The sequence below is a fragment of the Panacagrimonas sp. genome (assembly GCF_965216805.1).
GTDB lineage: Bacteria > Pseudomonadota > Gammaproteobacteria > Nevskiales > Nevskiaceae > Panacagrimonas.
The window spans coordinates 1,315,252-1,332,134 of sequence record NZ_CBDCGN010000002.1; the positions used below are offsets into that span (position 1 = coordinate 1,315,252).

The following is a 16,883-nucleotide window of genomic DNA, read 5'->3' on the forward strand; positions in this document are numbered from 1 at the left end:
TATGGATGTTGCCGAACTAGGGTTCAGGGCTGACTCAAGGTCGTTGCGGGCGGCCAATTCAGAACTGGACCGGCTGTCCGGCACTGCGCGCCGCACCGAGACAGCGACCGAACGCCTGAATCGTGGGTTCGACCGCATGCGTGGCCTGTTGGTCGCCATTGGTACCGGAGCCACTGTGCGCGCATTGGCTGGCGTCGAAATGCAGATGCGGTCCCTGCAATCGACGTTCACCGTCGCGCTTGGCACGGCTGAACGTGGCGCACTTGCGTTCGGCTATGTGAGGTCGGAAGCCAACCGGCTTGGCCTTGACCTGCAGTCTTCGGCCAGGGCGTTCGCCTCACTGCAGGCGGCGGCCAAGGGCACTTCGTTAGAGGGAGAGCAGGCCGCACGGATATTCACGGGCGTATCCGAAGCGGCGACTGCTTTGGGCCTTGACGCGAACACCACCGAGGGCGCATTGCTGGCCCTGCAGCAGATGATCAGCAAGGGCGTTGTCGCGGCAGAAGAGCTTCGCGGGCAGTTGGGCGAACGACTCCCCGGCGCGTTCGGGCTTGCTGCTGAAGCCATGGGAATGACCACGGCAGAGCTTGGGAAGGCCCTGCAGGCCGGCGAGGTCATGGCTGAAGACCTGCTGCCGAAGTTGGCAGACGCCCTGACGAACCGTTTCGGAAAAGCAGCGGTAGACGCGGCGGACAGTTTGACCGCGAACGTCAATCGGATGCGCACTGCTTTCTTCGACCTGGGCAGCGCTATCAATGAGGCCGGCGCACTTAGCGGAATCTCCGCAATGGTTGAGGCCGCGACGATGCTGGCGCAGCAGGTCAGCGCCGTGTCGAGGGCTAATCAGGAAGCCTTCGGGAACACTGATCCGTTGCTGCAATGGGGCGAAGCCTTCCGCGCCGTTATTGAAAACGCAATTCTTTTCTTTGGCCGAATCCCCGATTTTGTCAAAGCGTCTGCGGTCCTGATCGTCGCCGACATCGTATACATGGCCGAAGCGTTCCGCCTTAACTTCGAGGCGATGAGCGTTTTAGGCCAGCGCGCATTTGTCGTGATCCGCGGCGCCGTCGCCGCCGAAGTCGCGAAGATCATCGCGCTTGCGGCAGATATGGGCGACAGCCTTGCGAAAGTGTTCGACGCGCTTGGCGCGGACGACATCGCCCGCAGCCTTCGCGGAGCTTCCACAGCCGTTCGCGGGTTCGGTGAAGTCGTTGCCGATCAGGCCGCGAACGCAATCAAAGAGCTTGACGCTGAGCGTGAGGCGATCATCAAAGGCCAGAAGGCCAATGAAGACTTGCGCAGGTCTGTTCGGGATCAGGTCGCCGAAGAGCTTGTAGCCCGCGAAGCCGCGCGGCGCGCCGCGTTGGATCAGGTCGGCGCGCTTGATGCCGTAGGCGCCGCAGCGCTCGGGGCGGGAAGTGCAACGACAAAGGCAGCCGGCGAATCTGAAGCGGCTCTCAAGGCTGCAAAAAAAGCGGCGAAGGAAGCCGCGGAAGAATACCAGCGCTTCCTAGACGCAGTCTCAGAGGAAGCGGGCCAGATCAGCGCCGCTGACGAAGCCGAAAAGGTCACTCGCCAGATCGAGCGCCAGATCGAACTCGCGCAGATGGGGTTCTCGATTGACCGGGCGCGCGCCATCGTCACCGAAGACGTGATGCGCGACCAGATCGCGGCGGCTACAGATGAGCATGAGCGGCGCAGGCTTATCGCGGAGCTTGAGACGGTCATCGCGCAGCGCCGACTGGACGGGATCGAAGAGGCGCGCGCCGCATCAGAGCGCGCCCTTGATGAGGCGCAGCGCGCATGGGATCAGGCGGCGCAAGAGATCAATCGAAGCCTGACCGACGCGCTGTTGCGCGGATTCGAGGACGGCAAGGGCTTCGCGGAGAACTTCCGCGACACGCTCAAGAACATGTTTTCCACGCTGGTCCTGCGTCCGTTGATTGAGCCGATCATGGCGCCTATTTCTGGCGTGATTCAGTCGGCCCTTGGAGGCGGCATCCCGGGCGGGGCTAGCGCCCTTGGTGGGTTGATCCCCGGCGGCGCATCTACTGCCTTGGCTGGCTTCGGCGGCGGCCTGTTGCCGAGCGCAGCCACTGGCATTTCAGGCGGCGGGTTTACGGTCGGCAATACCGTTTATAACAGCGCCGGCCAGATCGTCGGGCAGGGTACTGGCGCAATGATCGGCCGCGGCCTTGGAGCCGCTGGCCTGGGCTACCTTGGCGGCAGCACGCTGGCGCAGATTCTCGGGCTGGACGAATCCGGGCAGACCGGTGCGGGCATCGGGGGCGCGCTTGGCGCGGGCCTCGGCAGCATCGTCCCCGGCATCGGCACGCTGTTAGGCGGCGCCATTGGCAGTGCGCTTGGCGGTGTAGTCGGAAGCGCCTTTGGCGGCGGCAGTTGGGGTACGGATGATCTTCGTCTTGCCGGCGCATTCGACGGATCAGACTTCGACGGATCGCTGACGCAGTTCAACAGCAAGAAGCTGAGCGCCGGCCGTGGTCGTCGTCGTCGACAGGTAGAGCTAGACGCGGAACCGCTCGAAAACGTCCTGAGCGACCTGTTCGGCGAAGTGTTTGCCGGCGGCACGCGCGCTGCCGAATCCCTCGGGCTGGCGGTCGGCGACTTTGCCTATGAGATCGACGAATCCTTACTCGGTCTGGAAGGCGATGCGCTGACCGAGCGAATTCTGGAGATCGTGGACGGCGCTGCAGATGCGCTGTCCGCTCAGATTCTGCCGGGGATCGAGAACTTCCAGCAGGAGGGCGAGACGCTTTCGCAGACCCTCGCGCGACTGTCCGCCACGGCGATGACGGTCGATCAAGCCCTCGCCGCCATCGACCAGTCCCTAGACCTGACCCAGATGGGACTGGTTGAAGCTACGCAGGAACTCATCAACCTCTTCGGCGGCGTCGATCAGTTCAGCGCCTCGCTGTCGTCCTACTACGACAAGTTCTTCACCGAGGCCGAACGCGAGCAGCGTCTGATCGACAGCCTGCGCGGGTCGTTCGAGGAGTTGGGCTACTCGCTGCCGGGTTCGCGCGACGGATTCCGCGACATCGTGGAAGGCCTGGACCTGACCACGGCCAGCGGGCGCGAGGCGTTCGCGGCACTGATGGGCCTGTCTGATGGGCTGGATCAGATCATCTCTTCGGAGGATGCGCGGCGGGCTGCGCAGCTCGCGGAGAATCAGGCGCAGATCGACGCACGACGCACGGCGACGCTTGCCCTGCAGATCAGGGTGATGGAGGCAGAGGGCAATGCTATCGGGGCGCTCGCATTGCGCCGTCAGCAGGAGCTGGACGCCACCGAGGAATCGCTACACGGATTCCTGCGGCACATCTACGCGCTGGAAGATCAGGCCGCCGCCGCAGACCTTGCTGCACAAGCCGCAGAGGAACAGGCCCGCGCTGCCGAGGAACTGGCCAGGATTCAGCAGGCCATTGCCACTGAGCGCGGCGGGCTGGAACGCGAACTGCTGACGCTGCAGGGAGATACCGCGGCTTTGCGTGCCCTTGAGCGTGCCGAGCTATTCGAGCAGAACCGCGAACTCTACGACCGCATCCAAGCCCTGCGCGACGAACAGGCCGCGACCGAGGAAGCATCCCGCGCGGCTGACGAACTAGCGCAGGCCAACCGCACCGCGGCGCAAGAGGCGCTGAACGCATCGCAGCGTCAGCTTGAACTCGCGCGCTCGAACGTGTCCCGTGCGTACGACGCGGAGATCGCCTCGCTGCAGTCCGTGGTCAACGCGGTGTCGAGTGCCGAATCTGCCTTGGGTTCAGCCCGGTCGGCCTTGTCCAGCGCCTACCAGCGCGAGGCGTCGGAGATTCAGGCGACGATCAATCAGTTTGACCAGCTCGCGCAGGCGCTCGGAGCGTTCCGCGGCGAGATCGGATCGACCATTGCCGTCGCGCAGGGCGGCTCACTGAACGCTGCCAGGGCCTTGTTCGATGCAGTGTCACGTCGTGCAAGGCTTGGCGACGCAGACGCGCTAGGCGCGCTGCCAGGGGCGGGGCAGGGCTTTGCACAAGCATCGCTCGCCGGATCGTCGTCGCAGATCGACTACATCCGCGACCTGATCCGCATTCAACGTGAGGCCGGCGAAGCGCAGGGCGTTGCCGAACGGCAAAAGAGTATCGCCGAACAGCAACTGGATTCTCTAAACGCGCAAGCCGAACGCATGGGCGTGCTGAATGAGTCGGTCCTGTCCGTTGCCGAGGCGACCTCGCTGGTCCTGCAGGCAGAGCAGGCATTCGAGATCGCACAGCAGGAAGCCGAAGCGGCAGCCGAGCAGATCAGCGAGCTTGAGAAAGCCCGCGATCAGTTGCTGGGCATCGATACCAGCGTGCTGTCGGTGCGTGATTCGATCATCGCGCTGCAGCTAGCCGAAGCGCAGAACGCCATCGCCATCGCCAATGCGGTGCGCCAGGGGATTGCCGCAGCCGCGGCGCTCGCATCTGCACCCGGCTTCGCATCCGGCGGCATGCACGCAGGCGGCTTCCGCTGGGTCGGCGAAAACGGCCCCGAGCTTGAGTACACCGGCCCGTCTCGAATCTTCAGCAATTCGGACTCCATGGAGATGGCATCGAACGACGGCGATCAGGAAACCAAGCTGCTTTTGCGCCAGGTCGTGAAGAACACCGGAAAGCTGCTGAACCTCAACCAGCGTTGGGACGGTAACGGCCTGCCCGAGACGAGGAATGTCGCATGAAGATTGTCCGGCCGGTTTCCGTTACCGACGCGAACCTCGTTTCCAACATCGTCGATGAAGCGGACGAATGGAGCGCGTCAACGCCGACGGATGAGGGCATCGAGCGCATCTACAACGGGCGGCTGTATGAGTCGCTGGAAGCCGCGAACACCGATCAGCCCGACATCGGCGCGTTGCTTGAGGCGCCGACGTGGCTAGACCTTGGCGCGATCAATCGGCTTCGGATGTTCGACGGCCAGGCTTCTCCGCAGTCGATCCGGGCGAACAATATCGATGTGACGGTCACGCCATCGATACCGATCAGCAATGTCAGCCTGATCAACGTCGTCGGCAACAGCGTCACGGTGCAGCAAATCGATTCAGAGGATGGCGTCGTTTACGCGGAAACGCGATCACTGATCGATAACAGCGGCATCGACAATATCTATGACTACCTGTTCGAGCCGATCGAGGTAATTACCGATCTTGTGTTCAGTGACCTTGTTTTTCAGGACTTGCCGAACTACACCGCGCCGGTTCGCATCGTCATAAATGCAGGATCAGGGACTGCGGCAGTCGGGGAGGTCATTATCGGCTTTGCGATAGATGTCGGGGACACCCTTTGGGGCACATCGCCGAGCATCCGCGATTACTCCCGCGTCGAGCAGAACGACTTTGGGGATTATGAAATCACCCGGCGCAGATGGTCGAAGCTCTGTGATTATGACGTAGTAATTGATACGGACGCGGCCGCATCGGTTATCCGCACTCTTTCCCGCATCAGATCAAGGCCGGCGTTGTTCATCGGCGATGACTCGAAAGAGGAAACGATCATCTTCGGTTTTTACACCGATGCGCAGATCGTTCTGGAAGGTCCGTTCAAGTCGGAACTGAGCATTGAAACAGAGTCACTTCCATACGAATCATTGGAGGATTCATTCTCCGGAGGTGCAGTTTCAGTTCCGACTGTTGATCAGCCAGAGGAAGGCTTCACCGTCCCTGATGGAGGCATGTTCATCTCTAGTGCATTCGAGGCCGTTCCAGACACCGACTCGCACGAATCATCCTCGTGGCAGTTCGCCACTGACGCAGCGTTCGCGAGCATCGTTTGGGAGTCTCTGTCGGATGTCGCGAACCTGACCGAGATCGTTCCCGATTGGGGATATTTCACGCAGTCCAGCGTCTATTACGTGCGCGTCCTTCATCGCGGCCTGACCTTCGGCGATTCGCCGTGGTCGCCAGGCGTTTCTTTCGTCGCCGGGCCCGAACTCAACATCACCACGCCGACCATCACTAGCCCCGAGGATGGCGACACGCACGCGCGCAGTCTCAACATCACGTCCAGCGCGTTCGCGTACAGCGGCGACGTAGTGACCGCACACGAAGCCACGCAATGGCAGATCGCCACTGATGCTGGCTTCACGATGCTGGAATACGACGACGTGAGCGAGTCGAGCCTCACCACGCTGGCCGTTCCGTCTGCGCTAACCAACGGCGACACGCTCTACGTCCGCTGCCGATACCGCGACAGCTACGGGATATTCAGCAGCTATTCGACGGGCGTTGAGTTTGTGGTCGGGGAGCCGTTGGGGCAAATCGCGTACACCACGCCGGGCGCCTCTACATTCGTTGTCCCCGCGAACGTAACTCGCGTCTCTGTAGTCGTGATCGGAGCAGGTCAGGCAGGCTCAAGCGGCGGCAGTGGTGGAAGCGGGGGCAGCCTCGCCTATGCGGATTCGATCACGGTTACACCGGGGCAGAGCATATCGATCAATGTTTCCGGTCCAGGCTCGCTTTCATCTCGGAGCAGATTCAAGGACGACGCGACGCTGTACGCAGAGTATCCGATCAATTTCAGCGCCACTGGATACGGCGGTTCCGAACTAACGGTCGGAAGGATCGGCGGTTTCGCCCTGATAAATGAGCCTTCGATTGGCTCTGGCGAAGCAGGCGGCGGCGGTGGCGCGGCGGGATATTCCGGCAACGGCGGCTCGCCGTACAACAGCCCGCCAAAGAGCACAACGCCCGGGGCTTCCGCCGCAGGTGCTGGCGCCTACAACACATCCGGATTCGGCGGGAACGGTGGCGGCGTTGGGCTGCTAGGTCCGAGCAATACCGGCGCTATGGGGGCCACTCCAGGCGCACACGGGACAAACGGCAGCGCTGGCCAAGATGGTCAGGCCACGCGCGGCGGGAATTACGGCGGCGGCGGCGGCGGCGCTCCCAAGGGCAGCGGCAGCAGCGGTAGGCAGCCCGGCCCAGGCGCCGTCCGCATCATCTACGGCCAACTCCCCAACGGCTCTTACCGCGCATACCCATCGACCGGCGTCGCCGACATGTAACCACCCGCTCCGGCGGGTTTCTTTTTATCAGCCCGCCTAGTGCGGGCTTTTTTGTGGAGCCGACATGCCCGCACCTACAGTCCCGTTGCCGCCAGTGTTCCCGGATCGCACGGCGCCGCGCCCGGAATACACCGCGCTGGCTGCCGCGTGGGGGGCAGCGTTCCCCGATACCGTCGAGGGGATGAATGATCTTGTCGATTGGCTGAACGGCAATCTAGGCGATATCGATGGCGACGTTCTGGCCGCCGAAACAGCCGCCACAAATGCAGGGGTGAGTGAAGCAGCCGCAGAGGCAGCAGCCGCGGAAGCAGCGAGCTACGCCGATGCGGCGCAGGTGTCCGCAGAAATTTACGACACCATTGCCCTGGGTCGCGCCGCAGTGGCAGACGGCGAGTATTTCAAGGTCATCCCAGACGGCGATGACATGCTGGACGCGCTTACGTTGTTCCGACGCGACTCGGACAGCACGCAGACGGAAATACTCACGTTCCTGAGCGCTGCGAATCTCAATGACGTTGCCGACGCGCGCATCGCTGCAGCGATTGGCGTCAGTGTCCAGGCGTACGACGCAGACTTGGCAGCGATTGCCGGCCTGGCCTCGGCGGCAGACAAGGTGCCGTATTTCACTGGCTCCGGAACGGCTGCGGTGGCGGACCTGACCAGTGCCGGCCGTGCGTTGATCGACGATGCGGACGACGCGGCACAGCGGGTGACGCTGGGGCTTGTGATTGGAACAAACGTCCAAGCCTACAACGCGAACCTCGACGAATACGCCGCGGTCAATCCGACCGCGGCCGGACTCGCCTTGCTCGACGACGCCACGGCCGGGGATCAGCTCGTCACGTTGGGGCTCACTGCAACAGCCGCCGAGATCAACATTCTGGACGGCGCCACGCTCAGCACGGCGGAACTAAACAAACTCGACGGCGTGACGGCGACCACGGAAGAGCTGAACTACGTCGATGGGGTGACCAGTGCGATCCAGACTCAGCTAAACGCCAAGCTGGCGCACACCGGTGGTGAGCTGACCGACTACCGAATCAAGTTTGTCGATCGAGGTAACTCGGGGGCCGGCACCGTCACGTTGGACTGGAGTGCCGGCAACGTGCAGCGCGTTGTGCGGACGGGCGCGTTCACGCTGGCGTTCTCGAATTTCCCGCCGTCCGGCACCTACTGCGAAATCAAAATCGAGGCCGTGAACTGGGGCGCCGGATCGTGGACATCGCCCACAATCAACTGGGTCCAGGCCGACGGCTCCTACACAACCAGCTTCGCCACATACGGCGTGACGCTGCAAGCCAGCGGTACCGATGCGATCTACCTAGAGACTCGCGACGGCGGAACCACGCTAATTGGGAGGGTCGGCCGATGATGCTGCTGGGGAGAGCGGCGCGCAGCGGTCGGCGGGGAACGAACGGCCGCATGGCGTTTTCGTCGACGACATCGCCGTACCTGACGACGTTCTATCGCGACGTGAACCTCATCACGTCTGGCCCGACGAATTCGCCCCCCTTCAACCAGGGTCGGCGGCTTGAGTGGAATCCTGCCGGGTCGCTGTTTGCGATTGCGCATGTCACGTCGCCTTTTTTCAGCGTGTATCGCGACGATGGTTATGGGCTTTCCTATCTTTCCGGAGCTTTGAGCGAGAACCCGGCAGGCAATGGTCAGGATTGCGCATGGAATCACGACGGGACATCAGTTGTTGTGGTCCATCCGAATAGCCCGTATTTGACGATTTACAACGTCAGCGGAGAATCGCTGACGAAATTGTCTGACCCAGGAACTCTACCGGCAAACATTGGCTTTTCTTGTGATTGGAACCACGACGGGTCGTACATGGTTGTCGGGCATCAAGCGTTTCCTTACCTCACGATCTACAGCCGGTCGGGGGATACGTTCACGAAAATTGCGAATCCGTCGTCTTTGCCGAGCGGCAATTCGATTGGTACTCGGTGGAACAGCGCAGGGACTTCACTAGCAGTAGCTTCATTGGGTAGTCCTTACATTTTGATCTACAACCAATCCGGGAGCACTTTCACTAAACTTTCTGATCCGGCGTCGCTGCCGACTGACTCGGCCAGGGCGGTAGGCTGGAGCCCGAACGGCACTTACCTCATCGTTGGATTCGACGCGAGCCCCTATATCCACATCTACAAGCGGTCTGGGGACACATTCGCCAAACTTTCCGATCCAGCGTCTTTGCCTGCTGGTCCGGTCTACGACATCGGCTGGCGAGACGACGATTGCGTGGCGATGGCACATAACACCAGCCCGTACTTGACGGTCTATGACCGCAGCGGCGACACGTTCACCAAACTGTCCGATCCCTCGGTCTTGCCGCCAGGCAACGGCCGCGGCATCGCATGGAGACCCACATGATCAGAATCCGCTCCAGCGGTGCCGTGGTTTCGCCACGCGAATTCCGCTTGATGCACGAGCCGATAATCATCCCGCCCGTAGTTTCACAGGCCGACGCCGAAATGTTCGGGGCCGACGTGATCGCGCCAACGCCGTCGCCCGACCCAGGGCTGTTCGCTGTTGTCGAATCCGGTGAGCCCGAACAGATCGAAGGCATCTGGACCCAAACCTGGACCATCACGCCCATCCTGGTCGAGCAGGCCCGCGCAATTCTGCATGAGCAGGTTGCGGCCGAGCGCCTGCGCCTGGAGCGCCTCGGCGTGCCGTACGTCTTCCCGGTCGACGTCGCCGGCACCATCCAGACCCGCGACGACACCGACACCCGCAACATCCAGGGCGTGGTGACCACGGCGATGATCCTGCAGGCCCAGGGCGTCACCGATCCGGTGCTCGAGTTCCGCACCGCCGACAACGTCAATCACGCCCTGACGCCGTCCCAGGCCATCGCAATGGGCATGGCCGTCTCCGCCCACGTCAACGCGCTCTACAGCGCCAAATGGACTCACGACGCGGCCATCGAGCAGCTCGCCGACACCGTCGCCTGCGCCGCCTACGACACCACAACCGGGTGGCCTGAGTAGCCCGAATCGATTCACCACCGAGCCCCGCCAAGTGCGGGGCTTTTTATTGCCTGGAGATCGCCATGCGACTGTCGCCACACTTCCACCTCGACGAGATGACGGCCAGCGAAACCGCGGCACGTCACGGCATCGCGAACGAGCCGAACGAGACCGAGATTCGCAATCTCGCTTGTCTGTGCGAGGAGGTTCTGGAGCCGCTGCGCGCATCCATCGGCCGACCGATCATCGTCACCAGCGGGTTCCGCTGCGTCGAGCTGAATCGGCGGCTGGGCAGCAAGGACACCAGCGATCATGTCGCTGGTCGTGCAGCCGACATCAAGGTCCACGGCCTTCGCCCGATCGAGGTGTGCCAGCGTATCGCCGACCTGGAGTTGCCGTACCGCCAGCTAATCCATGAGTTCGGCGCCTGGACGCACGTCAGCATCCCGGCCGACAACGAGGTGCCGCGTCGGCAGCATCTGACCATCGACCGGCTCGGCACCCGCCCCGGTCTGGAGGCCGCGCGATGAAGCGCCGGCCTGGGTTGATCGAGCGCATCGAGCACCTGCTGTGGGATCGGCTCGGCCTACGACTGGCCAACGTCGCTGTCGGCGCCGCGATGATCCTGCTGCTGATCGCCGCCCTGGCGGTGGCGTCATGATCCGCTGGGCGTTTCTCTGCGCGCTGGCGCTCACCGTCACCGGCAGCGTCCGGGCCAGCCCGGCCGAGGCGCTGGCTTACACCGCCGTGGTCGCGGATGTGGTCAGCACCCGCTACGCGCTCAACCAGGGCGCCACCGAGCGCAACCCGATCTACGGATCAGACCCGTCGTATCTGGCGCTGGGCATCGGCGCGGCGGTTCGCGCAGGCGCCATCTACGCGATCGCGCGCTACGGCGGCCCGCACGCTGACGCGACGCTGATGGTGCTCTCGTGCATCACGTTCTCGATCGCCGGCAATAACGTGGCGGTCGGCAAGGGTGACGAACGCGGCCCGGCTGTGATGATCGGGTTCAGCATTCCTATCGCCGGTCGGCTGATCTGGCCGTGAAAAAGATCAACTGGAAAGGGTTGGTCGGCACCGTCGCGCCGACCTTGGCCGCCGCCCTGGGCGGGCCGCTCGCTGGCATGGCGGTGCGGCAGATCAGTCAGGTGGTTCTGGGCGCTGAAGACGGCAGCGAGGAGCAGATCGAAGCAGCGCTGGCCACCGCCGGCCCCGACATGCTGACCAAGCTGCGCGAGGCAGATCGGGCGTTTCAGGTCCGCATGCGCGAGCTGGACATCGACGAGGACAAGCTGCATCAGATCGACCGCGCCAGCGCCCGCGAGCGCGAGGCCAAGACCGGCGACAGCCTGACGCCTCAACTGCTGGCCGCAGCGGTCACGGTCGGGTTCTTCGGCGTGCTGGCGACCCTGCTGCTACACGGCAAGCCGCTGGCCGGCGGCGACGCTCTGCTGGTGATGCTGGGCAGCCTGGGCACGGCGTGGACATCGATCATCGCCTACTACTACGGCTCCAGCGCCGGGAGCAAAGCGAAGTCGGCCGCGATGGAGGGCAAACGATGATCGATGCCGCACTCGAAAGATGGAAACTCATCTCTGGCGCTGTCGTCGGCATCCTCGCTGCGCTCTGGCTGATCGTTGGCTGGGCTCAGGACACGGCACGCGGGGCGGCAAACGGCGACGAAGCGCACGCGCATAACCGGGTGCAGGACCGGCGCATCCACGACCTGGAGGGCGACGCCGCACGGACGAATGTGGCGCTCGGCAAAGTGATCGCCAAGCAGGACGAACTCGCCGAGCAAGCCGAAGAGCGTGCCGAGCAACAGACGGTCCTGCTGCAACAGATTCTGAGGGAGGTGCGCAATGGGCGAAACTGACCAGACAGACCAGAAACGAGATCAGCGCCTGGACGTGTTCGCGGGCGACGACAACAGCACGTTCGGCCGGATCATGGACCGGATCGGCTCTCTGTCGCCGCGATGGCTGGCCGCGCTGCTGATCGGCGTCCTGGCGCTCGTGTGGACCGTTGCGCGTATCGGCGTCCCGTCGATCCTCGCGTCGATCCCGCTGGTGGACAAACTGATCGAGTACCGCGCAGCCAGCGCACCGGACGTGTCCGGCCAGCTCGACCGCATCGAGGCGCAGGGCGTGCAGACCGACCTCACGGTCCGCGCCATCGGGGAGGATGTGCAGCGCCTGGACGGCCGGGTGACGGCAATCGAGGACGCGCACGACTGATCTCGCCTGCCACCGCCGCCCACAACCCGCCCCCGGCCCTCGCGGCTGGGGCTTTTTTGCGTTTGGGGGGCTGTCAGGGCCGCTCCGCGGGGCTCAGGGCCGCGACCAGCCCGTCGAGCTCGGCCGGCACACGCACCCCGGCTCGGCTGAGCACGTACGGCAGCGCCCGGCTCAGGGCGTAGCGCGCTACCGGTGCCGGCGGTGGGCGCGAGCCGGTGCGCCACTCCCAGAGGCGGCTCCAAGAGTGCCGGGTTCCGAGCGCGGTATTGAGGTCGTCGAGCGCGTGCTGTATCTGCCGGCCGTCCTGCGTGTCGGCGGTGATCCAGGTCTCGATCAGGTGGGTGGGCAAGCTCATGCGGACGTGATAGTGCAGCCCGGAAGGCAAAGCCAGGTTGTGCCGTGCTCGTCCAGCATCTCGACGCTCGTGTACCCGAGCCGCGCAGCGAGGAGGCCGCGCAGGCGCTGAAACTCCCAGCCCTGCTCGGCATCGTCGGACTCACAGCCTTTGGACATGATCGCTTCTGCGGCAACTTCGTCGCCGCCGGTGATTTCCAGCGCTGTCTCCCATGCATTTTCTACGGAGTAATTCAGCTCGTAATCCGTGAGCGGGCGCGGGGAATCGATCACATGCAATAAGTCGCCGTGGCTGAGCGCGGCAGATTCCGAAGACGCACCGAAAACGCCGCCGAACATGCCGTCGGCGCGGATTTTGGTGATTTCGGTGTTGCTGCCGTGGAAGTGTTCCATGAGGTAATTCTATACCCGCATCCGGGTATAATCAAGAGGCAGGAATACCGTTCGTCGGGCGGGCTGCTACTCTCTGCCGGCGCCGGGCGGGGCTTGGATTTTTGTGTTTGGGGCTCCCTACATCGTCATTCCAAACAACGCAGTATTGCGGCCTGCAGCGGTGCAATAAATCATTCGATGTAGGGGTTATGACCGGCTAACAGGCTGATTCCCCGAGAGAGTGAACCGGACTGCAAATCCGCGTACGCCGGTTCAATTCCGACCCCAGCCTCCACTATTTCCAGCGGCCTTTTCTTCCTGTCGTCAGCGACTTGTCCCGGTCGAGACAGCGCGTCGCACTCCGTGTGGCCGCGGGCGGTTGTGCCCGCAAGGCCGCTACCAGACCAGGGGTAGTCTGGTGATCTTGGACACCGTGCCGCCGCAGACGGTGACGTCCGCGCCTTCTTCCAGGGCGAAGTCGGGAATGTGCTGCAGCCACTGCTGCAGTCCGATGACCAGTTCGTTGCGACCCAGCAGCGCGCCCGGGCAGCGATGGGGGCCGTGGCCGAAGGTCAGGATCCGGTGCACCGATCGATTCCAATCCACTTCCAGCGGCCGTTCGTAAATGGAGGGATCGAGATTGAAGAATTGCGACGCGATCGCGAGCATGTCGCCTTCCCGAAACGCGGTTCCTTCGATCTCGAAATCCGCGCGTGCCTGTCTGGCCATGGTGACCACAGGAAAGCGCCGGATCAGTTCGAGCGAGGCCGCGGGTATCAGATCGGGGTTTTCCACCAGCGCCCGGCGGTGCCCCGGATTCTGCGCAAGGAACAGCATCACGAAGCTGAACAGCGAGGACACGGTGTCGAGCCCAGCCATCAGGATATGGATGGCCGATCCGAGCGCCTCGGCCGCATCGATCGGACGTCCCCCGATGTCGGCGTTGACCGCGCGGCTCAGCAGATCTTCGCCGTCACGCCCGCGCCGGTCGTTCAGATAGGGCGCAAGATAGGCCGCCAGTCCGTCCATGGCCTCGACGCGCTTGCCCGGGTCCGGATGGCGCGTCGAGGCGTCGACCAGACTGCCGAGCTTCTCGCGGTCGCTGAGGGGCAGCTCGACCAGGTCGAGGAACACCGAGAGCGGCAGAACGTCGCCCATCTGCGTGATGAACTCGCAACGGCGCGCTGGGGCCAGCGCGGCGGCGAGTTCGGCGGCCAGGGTTCGAACCGCGTCGCTGCGTCCTCCGATGATCTTCGAGGTCAGGCCAGCATTGAGGAACGCGCGGAACGGCTTGTGTTCCGGAGGATCAAGCGTCAACGCGCCCATCGGGACCTGTGCCGGCGCCGCGGGAACGAAGAAATAGCGCGAACTGAAACGCTCGTGATCCCCATAAAGCGTGTGGACGTCCGTCCCGCGAACTGCGATCCAGTGACCACCGTGATGCGGCGACCACACGAACGGGTAGGGCGTGGCACGTTGGAACTCCACAAACGCCTCGTGAAACCGGTTGGCGTCGGTGGTGGGGTTGTAAACGTCGAAGTCCACCACCAAGTGATTCGGAACATGGCGGGGTGTGGGCTCCCGTTCGATCCGTTGGGCGTCGTTCATTGTCGTTCTCTCCTCTCTCCTGCGGCTTCGAACCGTTGGCCGAGGGTCGCCCCGCCTTTCGGTCAGTAAAGGCTGAAAGGCACTTGCCCCCTGTCCGCGAAGCCGCTCTTGTGGGTGGCCTCACGATAACGTGTTCGGTAGCTGCCTGCGCAGACGATCGGCGCGACAACGGTTGGCTCGGTCGGTGGGCAGCGTGGCATGCCTCGGGAGGGCGGGCGAAGCTGCAGGTGTCGAGAGGTCGAGGTTCGCAATAAAAAAGCAGGCTAGCCGGTATGTTGACAGTGATGGATCGGCCTTTGTAAGGTTCCTTGTCCGCACCGTTTCGAAACTGCCAGCCATGGAAAAGCGCAAGCGCGCCGTTACCCGTTCCGGCATCGCAGGCTGCGTTCCGGTGATCGGGAACCGACGGCGCGGCCAGGCGACGCTTGCCGTCGTGGCAACGGCGGCGGCGGTCAGGAGGCCATGATCGTCGTTGTGGCGTTGGACCTGGAGCGCCGGCAGGACGAACCGCTTGCGCTCGGTGGGATGGTGCGACCGGCGGCGAACAACGCCGGCGTCGAAGACGTCAGCGGAAGACAGAGGAGAACCAAGCATGGGTGGCACCACGACGTTTCGCGCCGCGCGTGACCTGTTGATTCTGCACCGCAGCGACTACGCCGCGGCGACCGCGGCGTTTCGCTGGCCGGAGCTGCCGGATTTCAACTGGGCTCTGGATCACTTCGACGATCTGGCTCGCGGCAACACGCACCGCGCGCTGTGGATCGTCGATGAATCCGGTGCCGAATCGCATCGCAGTTTCGAGGAGTTGCGGGTGGCCTCGGACCGCACCGCGAACTATCTGCGCGAACTCGGCATCGGTCGCGGCGATCGCCTGCTGGTGATGCTGCCGAACCGCGTAGAGCTGTGGGAGATCATGTTGGCGGCGATCAAGCTGGGCGCGGTGCTGAGCCCGGCGACGATGCTGCTGTCCGAGGCCGACCTCAAGGACCGTATCGAGCGCGGACAGATGAAGGCGGTCATCGTCGACGCTGCGAACGTTGCGAAGTTCGCTGGCCTTGCGGATGGTTGCGTAAAGGTAAGCGTCGGCGGGGTCGTCGCCGACTGGGCCGACTATGCGGACGGCGCGTCGGCTTCGGCGATTTTCAAACCGGACGGTGCTACCCGCGCTGACGATCCCTGCGTGCTTTATTTCACTTCGGGCACCACTTCCAAGCCGAAGATGGTGCTGCACACGCAGCGCAGCTACCCGGTAGGTCATCTGTCGACGATGTACTGGATCGGTCTGCAGGCCGACGATGTGCATCTCAACATCAGCTCGCCGGGCTGGGCCAAGCATGCCTGGAGCTGTTTGTTCGCGCCCTGGCATGTCGGCGCCACCATCTTCATCTACAACCAGGGCCGCTTCGATGCCGCCAGTACGCTCGCCACCCTGGTGCGTTGCGGCGTCACCACGCTGTGCGCGCCGCCCACCGCCTGGCGCGCGCTGATTCTGGAAGACCTGAAAAAGTATCCAGTGAAGCTGCGCGAACTGGTCAGTGCCGGCGAGCCGCTGAACCCCGAGGTGATCGAGCGGGTGAAAGCCGCGTGGGGGCACACCATCCGCGAGGGCTACGGTCAGACTGAATCCACCGCGATGCTCGGCAATCCGCCGGGCCAGCCGGTGCGCTACGGCTCCATGGGCCGTCCGCTGCCGGGCTATGCGATGGAATTGCTCGGTGTCGACGGCAAGCCGGCGAACGAGGGCGAGGTCAGCGTGGTGCTGAATCCGCGGCCGGCCGGCGTCATGGCCGGCTACGCGGGCGACGAGGACAAGACGAAGAAGGCGTTGGGCGGCACGCACTACGGCACCGGCGATGTCGCGACGCGCGACGCTGAGGGTTTCTTCTGGTTCGTTGGCCGCACCGACGACGTGTTCAAGTCCAGCGACTACCGCATCTCGCCGTTCGAGCTGGAGAGCGCGCTGATCGAACATGAGGCGGTGGCGGAGGCCGCGGTCGTCGAGAGTCCCGATCCGAAGCGTCTGTGCGTGCCCAAGGCCTGCGTGATTCTCAAGCCGGGCTTTGCGCCGAGCCGCGACACCGCGCTGTCCATCCTGAGCTTCACGCGCACGCGCCTGGCGCCGTACCAGAAGATCCGCGTGATCGAGTTCTGCGAGCTGCCCAAGACCGTGTCCGGAAAGATCCGCCGCACCGAGCTGCGGGCGACCGAGGCCGAGCGCCGCGCCGCCGGCCAGCGTGCGCCGCAGGAATATTTCGAAGCCGACTTTCCCGAATTGCCGAAGCAGAAGGACTGAGAA

General features: G+C 63.7%; 15 protein-coding genes. 12 read left to right on the forward strand and 3 right to left on the reverse strand.

The genetic code is table 11. The features are described from left to right. Position 1 precedes the first annotated feature (1 nt). From ACOOHP_RS06395 to ACOOHP_RS06445, 11 genes are all read left to right on the forward strand, one after another. Positions 2-4,714: a tape measure protein gene (locus ACOOHP_RS06395; RefSeq protein ID WP_420465625.1), complete on the forward strand. Its 4,713-nt coding sequence runs from the start codon at positions 2-4 to the stop codon at positions 4,712-4,714. Next, the gene (locus ACOOHP_RS06400; RefSeq protein ID WP_420465626.1) at positions 4,711-7,035 is read left to right on the forward strand and encodes a hypothetical protein; all 2,325 of its coding nucleotides are present in this window, start codon (positions 4,711-4,713) and stop codon (positions 7,033-7,035) included. Before ACOOHP_RS06395 ends, ACOOHP_RS06400 begins: the two co-directional genes overlap by 4 nt. A 64-nt stretch (positions 7,036-7,099) precedes the next feature. After that, complete coding sequence (locus ACOOHP_RS06405) at positions 7,100-8,407, forward strand: hypothetical protein (RefSeq protein WP_420465627.1); 1,308 nt, start codon at positions 7,100-7,102, stop codon at positions 8,405-8,407. Continuing rightward, entirely contained in the window at positions 8,404-9,414 is a 1,011-nt protein-coding gene (locus ACOOHP_RS06410) for a hypothetical protein (RefSeq protein WP_420465628.1), read from the forward strand. The genes ACOOHP_RS06405 and ACOOHP_RS06410 overlap by 4 nt, the downstream gene beginning before the upstream one ends. Further along, positions 9,411-10,034: a DUF4376 domain-containing protein gene (locus ACOOHP_RS06415; protein ID WP_420465629.1), complete on the forward strand. Its 624-nt coding sequence runs from the start codon at positions 9,411-9,413 to the stop codon at positions 10,032-10,034. Before ACOOHP_RS06410 ends, ACOOHP_RS06415 begins: the two co-directional genes overlap by 4 nt. 62 nt (positions 10,035-10,096) lie before the next feature. Further along, on the forward strand, positions 10,097-10,543 hold the full coding sequence (locus tag ACOOHP_RS06420; protein ID WP_420465630.1) for a D-Ala-D-Ala carboxypeptidase family metallohydrolase: 447 nt from the start codon (positions 10,097-10,099) through the stop codon (positions 10,541-10,543). After that, a complete protein-coding gene (locus tag ACOOHP_RS06425; RefSeq protein ID WP_420465631.1) occupies positions 10,540-10,674 on the forward strand; it encodes a hypothetical protein in 135 nt (44 codons plus the stop codon). The genes ACOOHP_RS06420 and ACOOHP_RS06425 overlap by 4 nt, the downstream gene beginning before the upstream one ends. After that, positions 10,671-11,063, forward strand: coding sequence for a hypothetical protein (locus ACOOHP_RS06430; protein ID WP_420465632.1), 393 nt, complete (start codon positions 10,671-10,673; stop codon positions 11,061-11,063). Before ACOOHP_RS06425 ends, ACOOHP_RS06430 begins: the two co-directional genes overlap by 4 nt. After that, the gene (locus tag ACOOHP_RS06435) at positions 11,060-11,578 is read left to right on the forward strand and encodes a hypothetical protein (RefSeq protein ID WP_420465633.1); all 519 of its coding nucleotides are present in this window, start codon (positions 11,060-11,062) and stop codon (positions 11,576-11,578) included. Before ACOOHP_RS06430 ends, ACOOHP_RS06435 begins: the two co-directional genes overlap by 4 nt. Further along, positions 11,575-11,892: a hypothetical protein gene (locus tag ACOOHP_RS06440; protein WP_420465634.1), complete on the forward strand. Its 318-nt coding sequence runs from the start codon at positions 11,575-11,577 to the stop codon at positions 11,890-11,892. The genes ACOOHP_RS06435 and ACOOHP_RS06440 overlap by 4 nt, the downstream gene beginning before the upstream one ends. Further along, positions 11,879-12,253: a hypothetical protein gene (locus ACOOHP_RS06445; RefSeq protein WP_420465635.1), complete on the forward strand. Its 375-nt coding sequence runs from the start codon at positions 11,879-11,881 to the stop codon at positions 12,251-12,253. Before ACOOHP_RS06440 ends, ACOOHP_RS06445 begins: the two co-directional genes overlap by 14 nt. 73 nt (positions 12,254-12,326) lie before the next feature. Here ACOOHP_RS06445 and ACOOHP_RS06450 read toward each other — a convergent pair whose 3' ends face one another. The 3 genes from ACOOHP_RS06450 to ACOOHP_RS06460 all read right to left on the reverse strand — a co-directional run bounded on the left by ACOOHP_RS06450 (position 12,327) and on the right by ACOOHP_RS06460 (position 14,587). Further along, complete coding sequence (locus ACOOHP_RS06450; RefSeq protein WP_420465636.1) at positions 12,327-12,608, reverse strand: hypothetical protein; 282 nt, start codon at positions 12,606-12,608, stop codon at positions 12,327-12,329. Continuing rightward, entirely contained in the window at positions 12,605-13,000 is a 396-nt protein-coding gene (locus ACOOHP_RS06455; RefSeq protein ID WP_420465637.1) for a hypothetical protein, read from the reverse strand. The genes ACOOHP_RS06450 and ACOOHP_RS06455 overlap by 4 nt, the downstream gene beginning before the upstream one ends. A gap of 375 nt (positions 13,001-13,375) precedes the next feature. After that, complete coding sequence (locus tag ACOOHP_RS06460; protein WP_420465638.1) at positions 13,376-14,587, reverse strand: cytochrome P450; 1,212 nt, start codon at positions 14,585-14,587, stop codon at positions 13,376-13,378. A gap of 592 nt (positions 14,588-15,179) precedes the next feature. Between ACOOHP_RS06460 and ACOOHP_RS06465 the strand changes: the two genes are divergently transcribed. Continuing rightward, a complete protein-coding gene (locus ACOOHP_RS06465) occupies positions 15,180-16,880 on the forward strand; it encodes an AMP-binding protein (protein ID WP_420465639.1) in 1,701 nt (566 codons plus the stop codon). Positions 16,881-16,883: the final 3 nt, after the last annotated feature.